The organism is Corynebacterium simulans (genome assembly GCF_001586215.1).
GTDB classification, from domain to species: domain Bacteria; phylum Actinomycetota; class Actinomycetes; order Mycobacteriales; family Mycobacteriaceae; genus Corynebacterium; species Corynebacterium simulans.
The window spans coordinates 1,508,554-1,524,746 of record NZ_CP014634.1 but is presented as its reverse complement, the minus strand read 5'-3'; the positions used below and the strand labels follow the sequence as shown (position 1 = coordinate 1,524,746).

Here is a 16,193-nt window from a genome sequence, read left to right as displayed (position 1 = left end):
CCTGGTTCGGGTAACCGCTACGCTGAGACAGCTTGGACCGGGTGAATCCGCTCGATTTCCGAGAGGGTCTTGTCTTCCGCCACGTCCAAGTCATATTGAGCCTGTAACCCGAGCCAGAACTGGGGGCTCATCTCGAAAAACTTCGCTAGACGAAGGGCCGTGTCAGCGGTTACAGCGCGCTTACCGTGAACAATTTCGTTGATCCGGCGGGGCGGAACGCCGATGGAGACGGCGAGCTTGTGCTGGGTGATCCCCATTCCTTTAAGGAAGTCCTCCATGAGGATCTCACCGGGGTGAACCGGAGGGAGCTTGTCAGTGGTAGTCAACGATCTCAACCTCCTCTGGCCCCGCGGCGGACCACCGAAAACAGATCCGCCACTGGTCGTTGATTCAAATGCTGAACTTACCCCGCTGATCACCTTTCAACGCCTCGAGCCGGTTTCCCGGGGAATCCGTAACTCATCAAGAGTCTGCGCGTACCCAAGCTGGCGCAGCTTCCACAGACGCTCAGTGTCCTTGTCAGCGAACGACTGGATCATGCTTCACCCTATCCCCCATAACGCGAAGCATCAATAACGCTACACGTTAAATTTGAACTCCACGGTATGTTGTTGCAAAGTTACTTTCTCGTTAGCCTGCAACAATCAGAAAACTGCAATTACGTCAGCACACAGAGAACATATGGGCGCATGGAAACACGTAAAGGTTTTGCGGGATGGCGTAGACGTCAACGTGAAGATTCTGAGAACCTCGCCGCCCACGTCGCTCCCGCGTTGGGTGGCAGCCGAACCACAAAGGATCAGTCATCTTCTATCCCATCGACTAATTCCTGCAGGTCGCTGGACCTTCGCGCAACCGTCAGTTCAGTGCATTTTGAATAGTTCAGCGCACGTTGTATTGTTCAGTACATGCTGACTATTGCTTCACGCCTCGACGTCATGAACCGGCTCGGCCGGGCCATGGCTGATCCGACGCGTTCCCGAATCCTGATGACCCTACTCGACGGTCCGGCCTACCCGGCCGAGATTTCGCAAAGCTTGGATCTGACGCGCTCGAACGTCTCGAACCACCTGTCCTGCCTACGCGATTGCGGCATCGTCGTCGCTGAGCCGGAGGGCCGTAAGACCCGCTACGAAATTGCCGATCCGCACCTCGCGGCGGCGCTCGAAGCGCTGGTCAACGCGACGCTGGCCGTCGACGAGAATGCCCCCTGCATCGACACTGAGTGCTCGGTGCCCGGCTGCGGCGAGAAAGGAACGGACGCATGAGTTCAGCATGTGGATGCGAACACGAACCCGCCACGGAGATCGAAGAGCTCGATCGGCCATGGTGGAAGGACCCCGAGCTACTGCTACCGATCTTCTCCGGCGTAGCCCTCATTACAGGACTGGCGCTGGACTGGTCCGACTTGGAGACGCCCGCAACGGTACTGTATTGGCTTGGCCTGCTGTTAGGCGCTTACACGTTCGCACCTGGAGCGATCCGGAACCTTGTCACGAAGCGCAAGCTCGGCATTGGCTTGCTTATGACGATCAGCGCTGTCGGCGCGGTGATCCTTGGTTTCGTCGGAGAGGCCGCGGCGCTGGCGTTCCTGTACTCGATCGCCGAGGCGCTTGAAGACAAGGCGATGGACCGGGCCCAAGGCGGACTGCGGGCACTGTTGAAGCTGGTACCGCAAACCGCGACCGTCCTGCGCGACGGTACGACGGCCGAGGTCGCTGCGAAGGACCTTGAGGTTGGCGAGCTAATGGTCGTACGCCCCGGGGAGCGGATCGCCACGGACGGCATCATTCGGTCCGGACGCTCCAGCCTTGACACCTCAGCGATCACCGGAGAATCCATTCCGGAGGAGGTTGCGCCCGGCGACGAGGTACCCGCGGGAGCGATCAACTCCGCCGGTGTGCTGGAGGTCGAGACGACCGCAGCTGGAACGGACAACTCGCTGACCACACTCGTCGACCTCGTCGAGCAGGCGCAGGCGGAGAAGGGCGACCGCGCCCGGATCGCCGACCGAACTGCCCAACCCCTCGTGCCCGGGGTGATGATCCTGGCAGTGCTGGTCGGCGTGATCGGCTCGCTGTTGGGCGACCCAGAGACTTGGATCACCCGTGCGCTGGTGGTCCTGGTCGCAGCGTCGCCGTGCGCGCTGGCAATCTCCGTGCCGCTGACGGTCGTGGCCGCGATCGGCGCGGCCAGCCAGTTCGGAGTAGTCATCAAGTCCGGCGCGGCGTTCGAGCGACTCGGCGGCATCCGTCACCTAGCGGTAGACAAGACCGGAACTCTTACCCGCAACCAGCCCGAGGTTACCGGAGTGGTCCCGGCAGACGGATTCGATCGGGCGCAGGTGCTTTCCTTCGCGGCGGCGGTTGAGCAGCAATCGACGCACCCCCTCGCCGCGGCGATCGTGGCAGCGGAGCCCGAAGCGCCCACCGCCTTGGATATCAGCGAGGAAGCCGGTCATGGCATCGGCGGCACCGTCGAAGGCCGACGGGTGCTGGTCGGCAGCCCCCGATGGATCGACGCCGGGCCACTGAAGGCGGACGTTGAGCGTATGGAGTCCGAAGGCCAGACCTGCGTCCTAGTCACCGTCGATGACGCTCTCGCCGGGGCGATCGGGGTGCGCGACGAGTTGCGGCCCGAGGTGCCCGATGCCGTGCAGTCCCTGCACGACAACGACGTGGAAGTGAGCATGCTCACCGGTGATAACACTCGCACCGCTCGGGCGCTGGCTGAAATCGCCGGAATCGACGACGTGCGCGCCGAACTGCGACCGGAGGACAAGGCAAGCATCGTCGCCGATTTCTCCTCCAAGACGCCGACGGCGATGATCGGCGACGGCATCAACGACGCGCCGGCACTGGCGGGCGCAACGGTGGGCATTGCGATGGGAGCGACCGGCTCTGACGCCGCGATCGAGTCCGCTGACGTCGCCTTCACTGGCCACGACCTCCGGCTGATCCCGCAGGCGCTGCAGCACGCCCGCCGAGGCAGCAGGATCATCAACCAAAACATCGTGCTGTCTCTGGCTATCATCATCGTGTTGATGCCACTGGCGATCAGCGGTGTACTGGGCCTGGCCGCCGTCGTGTTAGTACACGAAGTCGCCGAAGTCATCGTGATCTTGAACGGCCTGCGGGCTGCACGAGCGAAACGCTGAGGCTGTGACCGGCAAGTCTTATAAGGGTTAAACCACGCGCCGAGCGCACACACACGTTGGACCAGGCGAGTCATTCGAGTTCACCACCTGGTCCTTCTCGATGCGTGCAGGCACGGGAACTGTGGGTGAACCTAATAGTTCAACGGCCCGATAACGCTTGCAGATTCTTCACACGAGGTAGCGGAATGGACCGAGGCCGAACGAAAACCGGAGTTAGAGACAGCGCTCTTCAACCTACCCCCAATAACGCGAAACGTCATTAGCGCCTCGCGTTACACGTTGAACTTGAACTCGACCACTTCGACATCAGTCGCCAAGAAGTCTTCCGGTGGTGCATGCGCTACAACACCCGCAGACAGCACTCCTGGTGCAACTTTCTAGCCCCCAATGACTTCGAAGCACTCACATCAGCTACGCTGACCCAAGCAGCATAGCTAACCCCCGACGTGTCTACTTTCCGGGGGTCAGGCCCGTGCTCGACAACCCCAGCGGACTCAACGCCCACGCCAGCGTCGCGGACCATGCGGCCGGGTACCGGAAGGTGGCCAAGGCCGCGGGCATCGCGATTTAATCCCGCGCAGAGCCGGAGACTGTGACCTGGCGATCATTGATGCGCAAGGTGTTGTCAGCGGCAGCAATAACTGCGGCATCGTGCGTGGCGGCCAGAACGAGTGCGCCCCCGTCCGCAGCTCGCCGCAGGAGCGCGATAACTTGGTCGCGGTTTGTGGGGTCGAGGGAGGCGGTCGGCTCGTCAGCGAACACATAAGCCGCGCCGCGGAGCAGGGCTCGGGCGATGGCCAGCCGCTGCTGCTCGCCTCCGCTGAGAATAGCTGCCGGCCCGTCGAAGGGGACATCAAGACCGACTTCGCCGAGGGAGTGCAGCAATTCTTCTTTGGAGTATTGCTTCCTGGATAGCCCGAGGGTGAGGTTATCTTCGCAGCTTAGTTCGGGAATGATTCCGTGGTCTTGGTGGATTATCGCTGCGCGTTCTCGCCAGAACCTCCGCCTCCGCTTCATCTTCCACGCGGAGGCATTCTCGCCGTCTATCCGGAGGAGGCCGTCCGCCGGCGGCAGGAGCCCGGCCAAGGTGTTGAGCAGCAAAGTCTTTCCGGAACCGCTGGCTCCACAGATGGCGACAAAGCCTGGCCCGGGTAGGGAAAACGTTGCATTTTCCACGAGGGACTTCTTCACCATCCGCGTGCTGCGCCCCACAGAAAAAGTCGACTCCGCGGCGAGACAGAGATGAGAGGTGGAAATCTCTGGCGGCAGAGTGGGGGACTGATTGGGGCTAGCCAATGACATTGTGACTCCTAGGGGAGGCGGACATGTGCTGAGAAATACTGAGACGGACAAAACCGAGGTAGACGATTAAGACAAGGCAGCTTAGCGCGGTGAAGGTGTAGAGGAACGGGTTGGGAAGCAGTAGCGGAGCCAGGACGGACAATATGACGACAACTGTCAGGCTGACCAGTTGGCTTTTGAATAGTCGCCACATCGTTTTGTCCGGTGATTGCCCAGCGCTGTGGAGGAGTACCAGGAGGCGACGGTGAACTCGGAGCTGGATGCGCGCCTGGACTATCAAGGCCGCAAGCGTGGCGAGCAAAGCTCCGAGGACGCTCAGGATACTCAGCCAGAACAGCGCCGTGCTGGCTACTAGTTCGGCCAGACCGCGATCGGCCGCGCGTACCGGGTACACGTAGCCTTCGAGGCCGGCAGCGGTAAGTTCTGGACCCAGTTCCGAGAAATCCGCGAAGAGCAAATTTTCACTCGAAGCTGTGGAGCTTAGGAAGTCTGCGTCGAAGCCGGATAGATCGTCCGTTTCAAGCACGTAAAAACAATCGCCGGGAACCAGTTCCCCCGACATTGTTCCACTAATGAATCCGACCGCATGATCGGCACTGACCGGACCAATTTGCGCAGATTTAAGGAGCAGGTCGCCGGATTCCTGAGCCCACAGATCCACGGAAGCTGCGAAATGCTCTTGGGCTGCGGAATAGTCGACCGAGTGGTTGTCGTCTCCGGGACGGAACTGATAATCCTGCAGATCGTGCCATTGGCGGTTAGCAAGTGCCACGGGGCAGGAGTCCGGCATACCGGTACCTTCTTTCGGCAAAGTATGGCTGAGGACAGCCCCGTGCTCCCGTTCCCAGCTGAGCGCGAAGTCGCGGAAGTTCTGCTGCACACTGGGCGGCAAGAGCTCGCCTCCTTCCACGCGGCCAGCAGGGCCGTCGAAGTTGGCTGAAAAATGCAAGGCTCCAAACTCCGCGAGAGATTTCCAGGTCTGCTGGGCCTCGGATTCCTGCTGGTAGGAGCGGAGCGCAGCCGCTGAGCTAAGACCCGCTGCTACAAAGGTCACGCAGGTAAAGACCGAAATTACTTTCAGCGCTTTTCCCGCCGCCTTCTCTGCGGGGGCACGCTGCCCCAGCAGCGCTACTGCGCGGCGCAACAATGGGGCGGTGACGGCTACGGCCAAACCGGTGGTAGCCAGGGCCAAGCCTATCCCGGCGGCGTAGAACCTGAGGAACAGGAGGGCAAAAGAATAGCTCCCTTGGCGGGCGAGGAATGTACTCGCAAGGCCAATGAGAACTAGGTGCGGGAGGATGACAAAGGTCCATTGCCGCGAATTGCCTTTTTGACTGCGGTGCCCTCCATTTATTGTGCGCAGCGCTGCCAATCTAAGACCGGAAACCCGAAGAACAAATACCAGGGCAAAAAGGGAAACGACAAATAGAAACAGGATCGCCACCAACGCGGGCAGGCGGAATACGACCGATTGGATGAGGTGAAGGAACTGCGTCTTTTCGCTTAGCCTGAGCCCGTCATTCCTGGCCGATTCGTAGAAGTGGTTCGCATTGCCACCCGTTGCTTTGGGAACCAAGACGTAGTCACCGTGGTAATCCAGCGACCCAAGCTCACTGGCCGCTTGGCTCAAGGCATCCGGCCGGTTGAGCCGGGGAATGCGTTCCGGTGCTGGATAATTTTCCTCCAGCGGGATGAAAACCTCGTGGGAAGTCCCGCTTGCGTCATCGGTGCCAGTCAGCCGGTAGATGGAGTAGCCGTTCTGCTCGGCCAATGAAACCAGTGAGTTACGGATTACCGTCGGTGCGTAGTCTGACTCAAGTTCCTCCGCGAGTGAAGTCTTAGGCTCGACGTAGTCAAGACTAAAGGTTGATTCGACCCCTAAGGACAAGGGCTTGGTGGAGTCAACCAGGGCTGTCAGCAGCCACCCAGTAGTCGCGATGACTGCAGCAAGAAGTAGGCTCAAAAGCCCAAGTACTAGGGGTCGAATACGCATGAGTTCTAGCAGAAGTTGTAGTAGTAGCTGTCCTTAGTGCCCGGCAAATTCGTTGCCCAAAGCTCGGCGATCGACTTCTGGCCGCCGCGGGTGTCGATGCTTTGTTGCCTTCTGTCGTTGACGATCACAGTCGAAGTATGGCACCGATTCACGGTGAAATAAGAACGCGCCTTAGCGTCCCAGAATCCGTACTCCCAGGTACCGCCACCTGCAGGGTAGCGAACTTTCCGGCCGACAGATGCCCAGTAGGTTGTGAAGGCTGGTGCTGCCTCGCCGAGTAGCTCGGCCATCACACCGGAAGCAAAGCCTCCCTTGGCGCCGTGGTCTTGGAATTCTTCTGCGGAAGCAACGGCTGAGTTAGATACGGAAACGCTCAGAGCAGAGGCAATCAGCAGCGCTGCAAACTGCCGAGTGCGCTTTTTTGGGGGTCATAACAGTCTCCTTTGAGAGAGGAAATGAGGCGGGATTGCCTCAAAAGGAAGGCTACCCTAAGTGAATATAAATGGGAATAGAACCAGTTTTCTAATTTTATTGGTACTTTTCACGGGCCTTAGGCTCGGGAGGGCGGTGGTTGTCCTTGGTCCGCTATGTCTTGGATTCACCCCGTACGGAGTGGGGTTGCCCGCAACACGCCCTTTCGTCCTTGCTCTCTTCTGACGTCATCCTCGCCAACGTCAGCTGCGCGAAACTCCTGCCTAGTTTCGCACGCCGCAAGCGCACGGTGTCGTGCGCTTGCTTAGGCCGCCCCTAAGGCGCAGCACATGCGCGCGATTGTTGATGTGCCACACACTGCAACCTAGTTCCACACGATCTGCACCGATTCAGGGTTGAAGGTCTTGGTGCCGCGCACGCCACGGCGCAGGCGCACCTGGCACAGGGTGTTAATGACTCGACGCTGCACGGCAAGCTCTGCGTTGTCGAAGGCGTCCACGGGCGAGGCGTAGCCGGTTGTGTCGAGCAGCGCCGATGCGCCAGCAAGGCGGGCACGGCGCGTTTCGAGTTTCTCGATCTGCGGCTCATAACGGTTTCGCGCGCGCTTGAGGTCACGGGCCTCGATAAGCTCCTCGTCGTAGTCAGCCTGGACGCGGGCGAGCTTTGCGCGAAGCTCAGCGAGTTCGTCGTCGATGGCGTCGACCTCGTCGTCATCCGCAGTTGGCAACAGGTCTGCTAGGTCGTCACGGCCAAGGCGGGCGCGGATCACGGCGAGCACAAAATCATCGACGCTATGAGTGCGCACTAAGCCACAGGCCGCGCAGCGGTAGCGGTCGGCATGCGTGTGCACGGGGTTGCCGCACTCGTCGCAGACATACAGGCCCGAGCCAAGATGGCGGCGAGTGTTCCGGCGCTCCTTGTTTGTCAGCCGGTCGGGATCATCGAGCACGTTTTGCACACGCCACCACAGATCGGGTGTGACGATCGGCTCCCACTGCCCTTTCACCGGCTCGCCGGTATCGGGGTCGCGGACGATATGCGTGACACGGCGGTATTTGTTCTTCACGCCTTTGCGCTTGGCCTTCTTATACGTGGAGTAGCCGGCATACACGGGGTTGCGCAGGATCGAGTGCAACGACGTGTAGGCCCAGGGCTGCGCGTCGGGAACCGACTTTTCTTCCTGGCCAGCAGCGCGACGGCGTGCGTTGCGCTCTGTGACCACGGTGTGCATATGGCGCGGCGTGGTCGGAATGTCCGGCAAGCCCGGTTGATCGACCCCAGATAAGGCGCGTGCGATATCGCGCATGGAGTTGCCCCTCTCGACAGCGCGGAACATACCGAGCACGGCGGCGGCTTCGGATGGGATGATCTCGCCGGTGGAGGTGTAGCCGATCGGGCGCACACCGCCGGAGTACCAGCGGCCCTGCTCGGCGCGCTGCTGTTGCGCACGGGATTGGCGCATGCTTTTGCGTTCGATCTCGCCGCGCGCCACGGCTGCTTTGATACGCGCGTACATTCTGCCGCCGTCGGTGGCAAGGTCAGCATCACCGTTCGCGGTGACGAGTTTCAGCCCCTGCTCTTCCGCCCTGTCGATCCACTCTTCGAGCTGCGCGGGCTGTCGTGTGAGGCGGTCGAGGTCCCAGCAAATGATCGCGTCGATCTCGCCGCGCTCAAAGGACGCCACCATCGCGTCGTAGTCGGGACGGTCCACGTCCTTCTTTGATGCAGAGATCGATTGATCGACGTAGGTATGCACGACGTCCCAGCCGCGTTACTCGGCGAGGGCTTCGCAGTCCTGACGCTGCCGGTCGATGGCGAGGCCGTCCATGGCAGCATCTAACGAGATACGGAGGTAAATAGTAGCACGTGTAGTCATACGCTATTCATAGCGCATTTAGGTTACATTGAAACGAAACTCCACGCAGACGACATCCTCAGCCTGCTCGACCTCGCAGACCGCTAGCTCGCCAGCAGCCGCTTTGACACGAAGCTCTCACCGCCTACCGGGCGCGCAGTTCCACGGGCACAGCCTTAAAGTTTGCGGATACGCTCTGCATCAGCCACGAGGTTTTGCGTGAGCTTCTCCGCTTCAAGGCCACTCAAGTCGCAGCTGTCGAAGCGGGCCAGCCAATCAGCACGAATGGCGGGGGAGTCGAACCAGGTTGCGCGCTCGGCTTCAATATCCTCGATACCGCTCAAGGTGCGGCCGTCGCGGGTGCGGATCTCGAGGTCGTCGACAAGCGGGGCAATCGCTTGAAGCCCTGGGACGATGGCCTTAAAGCCCGACGTATGGGAAACCTCATTGGTCCAGCGCGGGTAGCGGCTCACGCGCTGCGCCTCCAGGTAGCGCTGGACGACACCGAGCCTGGAGACCTCCTGCGCCACCGCCAAGCCCACGACCCTCACGCGGAAACCCGCGGAGCGAAACTTGGCTATCTCTCCTGCGATGAATTCCGGGTTGGACAGCGTGTTCTCAATGATGAGGGAGTGCCCGTGCTGCCGGCCATACTCAATCAGCGAGGACATCCAATAGGGCACCGGACCATTGGTGAGCACGTCCATGCGCAGGGGGTCGCGCTCCATGATCTCGTCGAGGGCGGGGTGCAGCTTCCGAACCTCATCGGAATCAAGGACCGCGTGACCATTCTTTACAGATTCAATAGCCGTTGATTTGCCTGACGCTGGCTGCCCCGCCACATAAATGACTTCTGGAACAGACGGACTGTGAGCATTCGATCGGCCAAAGTAGCTGGCTTGCAGAGTCTTTAGCCGTTGCTCCATAACTTGTGGATCAACGGGGAAATCAGCGGCGGAAAGCATAAGCTATGCCGCTTTGTGCTCGGAGGAGAGGGCTTCAAGCCGCTGCGCAAAGAGAGCCGCAGCGGCGCGGATGGCTTCAATGTCGGTTGAATCAACACCACTGACTATGTCCTCTACCAGCCAATTCTGACGAATCCACCATTGTGATTCAACATCGTTGCCTGCTTCAGCGGCCCGAGTGAGGTAGGCAGCTTTCAGCGAGGACGCAACCTCCTTCATTGCGTCGAAGGCTGCGTACTCGATCTCCGGGACGTTGGCGGTGCTCATGGCGCTTAGAATAGCAGCGCCACGGCGGTTTTAGCCGTTGATAATCTGCGGGTAGGCCAGGCCCTTGAGGCCTTCGGTACCGAACTCCACGCCGTAGCCCGAAGACTTGATGCCGCCGAATGGCACGCGCGGGTCGACGCCGCCGTGACCGTTAATCCAGGTGGTACCAGCCTCGAGACGCGCCGCAACCTCACGCGCACGCTCGCGATCGGCGGACCACACCGAGGAACCAAGGCCGACATCGAGCTTGTTGGCCTGCTCGATTGCCCAGTCCAAATCGGTGTACTTGATGATCGGCAGAGCAGGGCCAAACTGCTCCTCGACGACGAGCGGGTTATCCGGGTCGATATCTGCCACCAGGGTGGTGGGGTAGAAGTGGCCCGGCGCGTCATAGTCAGGGTCGCCGCCCAACAGCACGCGCGCTCCGGACTCCTTCGCTGCCTTTACCAGCTTGTCCACGATGTCGAACTGCTGCTTGTTCTGCAGCGGGCCGAGCACGTTTTCTTCTTCCAAGCCCACACCCATCGGCGAGGCTTTGGCTACCTCGACGAGGGCTTCGCAGACGGCGTCGTAAAGCGATTCCGGCACGTACAGGCGCTTCATTGCCGCGCAGGTCTGTCCAGTGTTGATGAACGCGCCCCAGAAAAGGTCGCCGGCGATGGCGGCTGGGTCGGCGTCGTCAAGCACGATGCCCGCATCGTTACCGCCGAGCTCAAGGGTGAGGCGCTGCAGGTTCGCGGCAGAGGACTCGACGATCTTCTTGCCGGTCGCAGTGGAGCCGGTGAACATGATCTTGTCGATGTCCGCGTGAGTGGTCAGCGCTGCGCCTACCGCGCCGTCACCGGTGACAACCTGCAGGACGCCTTCCGGAAGCACGGAATTAAAGACCTTGATGAGCGCCAGGACGGACAGCGGGGTGTACTCGGAAGGCTTAACCACCACGGCATTACCCATGCGTAGGGCCGGGGCAATCTGCCAAATGGTGATCATCATCGGCCAGTTCCACGGGCCAATCGCACCGACGACGCCGAGCGGACGGTAGTGCACCGTCGCGGTGATGTCATCATCGACAGCGGTGTAATCAGGGGACTCGAAGGACGCCGTCGCGCGCAGCCACGCGGAGCACGCACCAACCTCGAAGCGAGCATTCGGGCCGTTCAGCGGCTTGCCCTGCTCGCGGGAGAGCAGCTCCACCAGTGGCTCCGCGGAAGCCTCAATGGCGTCCGCAGCCTTGAGCAGGAGGTCACAGCGCTCAGAGTCGCTGAGCTTTGCAAAGGACTTCTGCGCGTGAACCGCGCGCTCGACCGCCGCATTGAGCTCCTCAACACTGCCTTCAGGTGCGACGCCCACAACCTCTTCGGTGGCTGGGTTGATGATTTCTACGCCATCCTCAGCGCTAACAGCTGCGAGAAGATCTTCATACGTGGCGAACTGCGACATTTATTCTCCTTAGTCGAGGTGTGCAAAGTTTTGACTATTGTTACCCACAACACATATTGTCGCTTGACTTTAAGCGCACAAAACTTGTTCAAAAATGTGCTTGAGGTCACTGTATAGTACTTATATGCCCAACCCTTCCTCGCACTATGACCTCGCGGCCTGGCGCGCGGCGTCTTCGGAGACCTTCGGCAAGCTGGAAGTTCATGCACCCGAGGCGAGCACCTTTTGGGCTCAGCTCACCAGCACCAGGGTGGGGGAGGTCTCCCTCTTTGACATGCGCACCGCGCCCCATTCGGTAAAAAGGGAAAACGCAGCGCTTGCCGACGCCCCCTTTTGCAAGCTCAGCCTCCAGCTTTCCGGCCGCTCCACCATGGCGCAAGATGGCCGAACCTGCGAGCTTCATCCCGGTGACTTAGCACTGTATGTCACTCAACGGCCTTATGTTCTTGAATATCCCGTCGAGCAGCACACTCTTATCGTTCACTTTCCACAGAGCCTACTTAGCCTCACACCGGCGCAGATTCAGCAGCTAACTGCGAGCCCAGTTTCCCGTGATCATGGCTTGGGCAAGGTGGCAGTGCCGCTTTTCGAGCAGCTGGCCAATAACCTCGACGTGCTGGAAGGCCCGCACGCCCCGGCCCTTGTTCGCTCCGCCTTGAACATGTTGGTCACAGTGTTCTCTTCTGAAGTCGACACCGCCTCTGACTCGAAGAATTTGTTATTCAACCAGGCCACCTCATATATCGAGCAGCATTTGGGTGATGCAGAACTTTCCCCAAGCAGTATCGCCACGGCGCTTTTCGTATCCGTGCGTCATCTCCATTCCCGCTTCGCCGCACAAGGCCTATCAGTAGGCTCCTATATCCGCAGCCGCCGACTAGAGAAAGTACGGGAGGAGCTAACAAACCCCTTAAATGCCAAGGAATCCATTGGCACCATCGCCTCGCGCTACGGCCTGCACGATCCTTCGCATTTCTCGCGCATCTTCAAGGCTGAGTTCGGACTTTCTCCCAGCGCTTATCGCGCCCGTTTCGCACTCCATCCCTTTAAGAGTTCTAGATGGGGGTAAATCTCCCATTTAGCCTCCATACGGCTCTGCGTGGTCGCATAACAAATTTGTGAAGAAGAAATCTCTTGGCCTACTGCTTGCAGCGGCCCTCTCATTTGGCGCTATCTCTCCAGCGCAAGCACAAGAAGTTAACGCTCCGGTTGCCTCCGAAACGAGCGTTACAGCCGAACAAGATACCGCCACCAACTCCCAGTCCTCTGAACCTAATACCGGGGTAATTGTTGGCTCTGTCGTTGGCGCTCTCGCATTGGCCGGCCTCATCGCGGGCGGAGTCTATTGGGCTGTTCAACAGCGCATGATCCCCAATCCGCTACCTGGAATTATTCCGAATCCTCCAGCACCAGCTCCCGCCCCTGCGCCAGCACCGGCACCAGCTCCCGCTCCCGCCGCTAGGCCAGCTCCAGCCCCACCTCGCGTGATGGCACCCGCCCCTGCTCGCGTCACCGCCAGCTATGCAAACTGCACTGCCGTGTGGAACTCCATTGGCCGCCCAATCCGCTCTGGCGATCCTGGCTTCATGTCGAAGTTTGATCGTGATGGCGATGGCGTTGGTTGCGAGCGCGACCCTCGTTAAGACCTAAAGCAGCCACCCCATCGGAGTGGCTGCTTTTCTTATATTCCTTATCGGTTGGCGTATGGGTTACGCACACCGATGTACTGCAGCGAGGTGTACTCCTCGATGCCCTCGGCGCCGCCTTCGCGGCCCATGCCGGACTGCTTGACGCCACCGAATGGGGCAGCGGCGTTAGAGATGACACCGGCGTTGAAGCCCATGAGGCCGAACTCTAGGCCATCGCCCAGGCGCCACATACGGTCGGAGTCTTCCGTGAACACATAGGAGGCCAGGCCATACTCGGTGTCGTTGGCCAGCTCGATGGCCTCGGCTTCATCGCTGAAGGTAAGGATCGGCGCAACCGGTCCGAAGATCTCCTCCTGCGCCACGCGTGATTCACGTGAAACATTGGTCAGGACGGTCGGCTCGTAGAAGTAGCCAGCACCCTCACCACGGCTGCCGCCGACGAGAACTTTGGCACCCTTGGCGACGGCGTCTTCGACGAGCGCGGCGACGTTGTCCTGGGCCTTTTTCTCAATGAGCGGCCCACAGGTAACGCCCTCGTCCATACCGTTGCCCACCTTGAGCTCAGAGATCTTGGCTGCAAACTTCTGTGCGAACTCTTCGGCCACGGACTCGTGCACAATAAAGCGGTTAGCTGCGGTGCAGGCCTCACCAATGTTGCGCATCTTCGCGCCCATCGCACCCGCTACAGCTTGATCCAAGTCTGCGTCCTCGAAAACAATGAACGGCGCGTTGCCGCCGAGCTCCATGGAGGTGCGCAGAACGTTGTCCGCAGCAGCCTTCAACAAGGTCTTACCCACCGGAGTAGAGCCAGTGAAAGACACCTTGCGGAGGCGCGAGTCAGCCATGACCGGCTCAGAAATGGCGGAAGCGGACTTGCCCGCCACGACGTTCAGAACGCCCTCCGGAAGACCCGCGTCAATCATGGTCTGGGCGAAGTACTGAGCGGTCAGCGGAGTCAGCTTCGCTGGCTTGAGCACCATGGTGCAGCCCGCAGCAACCGCCGGCGCAACCTTGCGGGTGGCCATGGCGAGTGGGAAGTTCCACGGGGTGATAAGCAGGCACGGGCCCACCGGCTTACGGCGGGTCACCATCTGAAGGGTGCCCTCCGGTGCGGGCAAGCTGCGGCCATAGTCACGCACGGCTTCCTCAGAGAACCAGCGCAGGTACTCCGCACCATAAGTGACCTCACCGTAGGCCTCAGCCAGAGGCTTGCCCATTTCCAAGGTCATCAACGCAGCGAATTCATCCTTGCGCTCGGTAACAAGCTCGAAGGCACGACGCAGGATGTTAGAACGCTCGCGCGGGGTTGTGCGCGCCCACTCGTCCTGGACGGCACAGGCGGCATCCAGTGCGGCCACGGCATCCTCCGAGTTACCCGAAGCCAATGTGGCTAGTACCTCGCCGGTGGCGGGATTCTCCACGTCGAAGGTCTCACCTGACGCAGCATCGCGCCACTGCCCGTTAATCAGCAGGCCGGTCGGAACCTTGGCCAACAGTTGCTCAACATTGATAGTCATAAAAGTTGCTAACCTTTCTTCGAGAATTTGTCCGCCAGCGTACGCGCCGCACCGGACAACAGCTGGACATCAGCTCCTACCAGTGCAAACGACGCACCTGCGTCAAGATAACGCTGCGCCTGCTCCAGATTGAAAGCGTTGACGCCCACCGGCTTGCCCGCGGCACGGACCGCATCGAAAGTACGCTGCACTGCGTCCAGCACGTCTGGGTGAGTCTGCTGTCCCAGCAGCCCCATTGAGGCCGCCAAATCCGATGGGCCGACAAATACTTGGTCAACACCATCGACTGCCGCGATCTCCGCCGCGTTCTCCACAGCGGTGAAGGACTCAATCTGCACGGTCAGGCTGACGGTCTCAGCGGCCTTCTGCAAATACCCCTCCACACCATTCCAGCGGGAAGAACGAGCCAACGCACTGCCGACGCCGCGCACACCGCGCGGTGGGTAATACATTGCCGCTACAGCCTTCTCGGCCTCGGCTGCAGTATCGACCATAGGCACCATCAGATTCTGGGCACCAACATCTAGGTATTGCTTGATAAGTGCGGTATCATTAACCGGAACACGCACCATGCGGGTTGGCCCATACACATCTGTGGCCCGAAGCAATTCTGCGATGGTCTCCAAGCTATAAGGGGAGTGCTCGCCATCAATGAGCAGCCAATCGAAACCGGCGGAAGCAACAATCTCCGCCGCCACCTGGGAGCCGGAGCAGATCCAGGCGCCGATCAAGGGGGCGTCGTCAAGCGCGCGCGTGAAGGTTGGCGGAAGTTCTACTGGAATCGGCATGTGATTGCTCCCAACTTTCCGTAATCGGCGTGGACGGCATCGCCCGGCTCCACCCACATCGGCTTGGTGAAGGAGCCGGCGAGGATGATGTCGCCCTTCTTCAAAGTGTCGCCGTGGGCATGCAGCTTGTTCGCCAGCCAGGCGACGCCCATCGCCGGATGGTTGAGCACCGCCGCGGCGACGCCGGTGTCTTCGATGGATTCATTGCGATAGAGGAGGGCGGAGACCCAACGGAGGTCAACGTCTTCGGGACGGACTGGGTTGCCGCCATAAACCATCGCACCGAGCGCCGCGTTGTCAGAGATGGTGTCCACGATGGTGCGGCCCTTCATCTCAATGCGGGAGGAGAGGATCTCCAAGGCTGGCACCACGTAATCGGTCGCGCGGAGCACGTCAAAGATGCTGCAGTTAGGCCCCGCCAGGTCCTCCTTGAGAACAAAGGCGAGCTCCACCTCGATGCGCACGTTCGAGAACTGCGCGTGCTCGATAGCGGATCCGTTCTCATAGACCTGGTCCGCAAAGATGGCACCGTAGTCCGGTTCGGTAATACCGGTTGCCTCCTGCATCACCTTGGAGGTCAGACCAATCTTGCGGCCAACGAGGCGCCGCCCACCGGCGATGCCGCGCTTTACCCACTCACCCTGGATGGCATAAGAATCCTCCACACCCATGTCCGGGAAACGAGTGCTCAGCAGAGGAATCATCGTGCGGTCGCGCTCGGCCTGCGCCAGCTCATCCGCGATGGCTATATGTTGCTTGCTATCTAACATTGTCGAATTCCTTAGTTCGTTGTTTCACGTGAAACATGCAGAAAAGCTGGACCGCATT

General features: G+C 60.2%; 15 protein-coding genes and 1 pseudogene. 4 read left to right on the top strand and 12 right to left on the bottom strand.

Going from position 1 to position 16,193, the window contains the following annotated elements:
* Positions 1 to 17 precede the first annotated feature (17 nt).
* The gene (locus tag WM42_RS07200; protein WP_082787649.1) at positions 18 to 326 is read right to left on the bottom strand and encodes a HigA family addiction module antitoxin; all 309 of its coding nucleotides are present in this window, start codon (positions 324 to 326) and stop codon (positions 18 to 20) included.
* Positions 313 to 539 (bottom strand): annotated as a pseudogene (locus tag WM42_RS13000) (type II toxin-antitoxin system RelE/ParE family toxin). Before WM42_RS13000 ends, WM42_RS07200 begins: the two are co-directional and overlap by 14 nt.
* A gap of 369 nt (positions 540 to 908) precedes the next feature.
* Between WM42_RS13000 and cmtR the strand changes: the two are divergent.
* Both cmtR and WM42_RS07190 read left to right on the top strand, forming a co-directional pair.
* A complete protein-coding gene (gene cmtR / locus WM42_RS07195) occupies positions 909 to 1,268 on the top strand; it encodes a Cd(II)/Pb(II)-sensing metalloregulatory transcriptional regulator CmtR (RefSeq protein ID WP_062036595.1) in 360 nt (119 codons plus the stop codon).
* Positions 1,265 to 3,157 (top strand): heavy metal translocating P-type ATPase, encoded by a 1,893-nt coding sequence (locus tag WM42_RS07190; protein WP_062036593.1) that lies wholly within the window; start codon positions 1,265 to 1,267, stop codon positions 3,155 to 3,157. The genes cmtR and WM42_RS07190 overlap by 4 nt, the downstream gene beginning before the upstream one ends.
* Positions 3,158 to 3,724: 567 nt before the next feature.
* On the opposite strand, the gene WM42_RS07185 is transcribed toward WM42_RS07190, so the two are convergent.
* From WM42_RS07185 to WM42_RS07155, 7 genes are all read right to left on the bottom strand, one after another.
* Positions 3,725 to 4,459 carry an ATP-binding cassette domain-containing protein gene (locus WM42_RS07185; RefSeq protein WP_062036591.1) on the bottom strand — a complete coding sequence of 245 codons (735 nt, stop codon included), beginning with the start codon at positions 4,457 to 4,459 and terminating at the stop codon, positions 3,725 to 3,727.
* Positions 4,446 to 6,452: a hypothetical protein gene (locus WM42_RS07180; RefSeq protein ID WP_062036589.1), complete on the bottom strand. Its 2,007-nt coding sequence runs from the start codon at positions 6,450 to 6,452 to the stop codon at positions 4,446 to 4,448. Before WM42_RS07180 ends, WM42_RS07185 begins: the two co-directional genes overlap by 14 nt.
* A 5-nt stretch (positions 6,453 to 6,457) precedes the next feature.
* A complete protein-coding gene (locus tag WM42_RS07175) occupies positions 6,458 to 6,742 on the bottom strand; it encodes a lactococcin 972 family bacteriocin (RefSeq protein WP_046646499.1) in 285 nt (94 codons plus the stop codon).
* Between the two features lie 506 nt (positions 6,743 to 7,248).
* Entirely contained in the window at positions 7,249 to 8,595 is a 1,347-nt protein-coding gene (locus WM42_RS07170) for a recombinase family protein (RefSeq protein ID WP_235591225.1), read from the bottom strand.
* Between the two features lie 320 nt (positions 8,596 to 8,915).
* Positions 8,916 to 9,704 (bottom strand): zeta toxin family protein, encoded by a 789-nt coding sequence (locus WM42_RS07165; protein ID WP_062036587.1) that lies wholly within the window; start codon positions 9,702 to 9,704, stop codon positions 8,916 to 8,918.
* A 3-nt stretch (positions 9,705 to 9,707) separates the two neighbouring features.
* A complete protein-coding gene (locus WM42_RS07160) occupies positions 9,708 to 9,971 on the bottom strand; it encodes a hypothetical protein (protein WP_005530783.1) in 264 nt (87 codons plus the stop codon).
* Positions 9,972 to 10,001: 30 nt separating this feature from the next.
* The gene (locus WM42_RS07155) at positions 10,002 to 11,411 is read right to left on the bottom strand and encodes an aldehyde dehydrogenase family protein (RefSeq protein ID WP_061925395.1); all 1,410 of its coding nucleotides are present in this window, start codon (positions 11,409 to 11,411) and stop codon (positions 10,002 to 10,004) included.
* 124 nt (positions 11,412 to 11,535) lie between these two features.
* Between WM42_RS07155 and WM42_RS07150 the strand changes: the two genes are divergently transcribed.
* On the top strand, positions 11,536 to 12,480 hold the full coding sequence (locus WM42_RS07150; protein WP_061925398.1) for an AraC-like ligand-binding domain-containing protein: 945 nt from the start codon (positions 11,536 to 11,538) through the stop codon (positions 12,478 to 12,480).
* A 49-nt stretch (positions 12,481 to 12,529) separates the two neighbouring features.
* On the top strand, positions 12,530 to 13,054 hold the full coding sequence (locus tag WM42_RS07145; RefSeq protein ID WP_062036582.1) for an excalibur calcium-binding domain-containing protein: 525 nt from the start codon (positions 12,530 to 12,532) through the stop codon (positions 13,052 to 13,054).
* 47 nt (positions 13,055 to 13,101) lie between these two features.
* On the opposite strand, the gene WM42_RS07140 is transcribed toward WM42_RS07145, so the two are convergent.
* From WM42_RS07140 to hpaH, 3 genes are read right to left on the bottom strand one after another with little or no spacing between them, the layout of a single operon-like run.
* Entirely contained in the window at positions 13,102 to 14,577 is a 1,476-nt protein-coding gene (locus tag WM42_RS07140; protein ID WP_062036580.1) for an NAD-dependent succinate-semialdehyde dehydrogenase, read from the bottom strand.
* 8 nt (positions 14,578 to 14,585) lie between these two features.
* On the bottom strand, positions 14,586 to 15,365 hold the full coding sequence (locus tag WM42_RS07135) for an HpcH/HpaI aldolase family protein (protein ID WP_062036578.1): 780 nt from the start codon (positions 15,363 to 15,365) through the stop codon (positions 14,586 to 14,588).
* Entirely contained in the window at positions 15,350 to 16,135 is a 786-nt protein-coding gene (hpaH, locus tag WM42_RS07130) for a 2-oxo-hept-4-ene-1,7-dioate hydratase (protein WP_062036576.1), read from the bottom strand. Before hpaH ends, WM42_RS07135 begins: the two co-directional genes overlap by 16 nt.
* Positions 16,136 to 16,193: the final 58 nt, after the last annotated feature.

What these genes read in the sequence shown, in the direction of transcription:
- WM42_RS07140 (WP_062036580.1), bottom strand. Translation starts at nt 14,577, where the DNA reads ATGACTATCAATGTTGAGCAACTGTTGGCCAAGGTTCCGACCGGCCTG.
- WM42_RS07135 (WP_062036578.1), bottom strand. Translation starts at nt 15,365, where the DNA reads ATGCCGATTCCAGTAGAACTTCCGCCAACCTTCACGCGCGCGCTTGAC.
- hpaH (WP_062036576.1), bottom strand. Translation starts at nt 16,135, where the DNA reads ATGTTAGATAGCAAGCAACATATAGCCATCGCGGATGAGCTGGCGCAG.
- WM42_RS07185 (WP_062036591.1), bottom strand. Translation starts at nt 4,459, where the DNA reads ATGTCATTGGCTAGCCCCAATCAGTCCCCCACTCTGCCGCCAGAGATT.
- WM42_RS07155 (WP_061925395.1), bottom strand. Translation starts at nt 11,411, where the DNA reads ATGTCGCAGTTCGCCACGTATGAAGATCTTCTCGCAGCTGTTAGCGCT.
- WM42_RS07150 (WP_061925398.1), top strand. Translation starts at nt 11,536, where the DNA reads ATGCCCAACCCTTCCTCGCACTATGACCTCGCGGCCTGGCGCGCGGCG.
- cmtR (WP_062036595.1), top strand. Translation starts at nt 909, where the DNA reads ATGCTGACTATTGCTTCACGCCTCGACGTCATGAACCGGCTCGGCCGG.
- WM42_RS07165 (WP_062036587.1), bottom strand. Translation starts at nt 9,704, where the DNA reads ATGCTTTCCGCCGCTGATTTCCCCGTTGATCCACAAGTTATGGAGCAA.
- WM42_RS07180 (WP_062036589.1), bottom strand. Translation starts at nt 6,452, where the DNA reads ATGCGTATTCGACCCCTAGTACTTGGGCTTTTGAGCCTACTTCTTGCT.
- WM42_RS07160 (WP_005530783.1), bottom strand. Translation starts at nt 9,971, where the DNA reads ATGAGCACCGCCAACGTCCCGGAGATCGAGTACGCAGCCTTCGACGCA.
- WM42_RS07175 (WP_046646499.1), bottom strand. Translation starts at nt 6,742, where the DNA reads ATGGCCGAGCTACTCGGCGAGGCAGCACCAGCCTTCACAACCTACTGG.
- WM42_RS07190 (WP_062036593.1), top strand. Translation starts at nt 1,265, where the DNA reads ATGAGTTCAGCATGTGGATGCGAACACGAACCCGCCACGGAGATCGAA.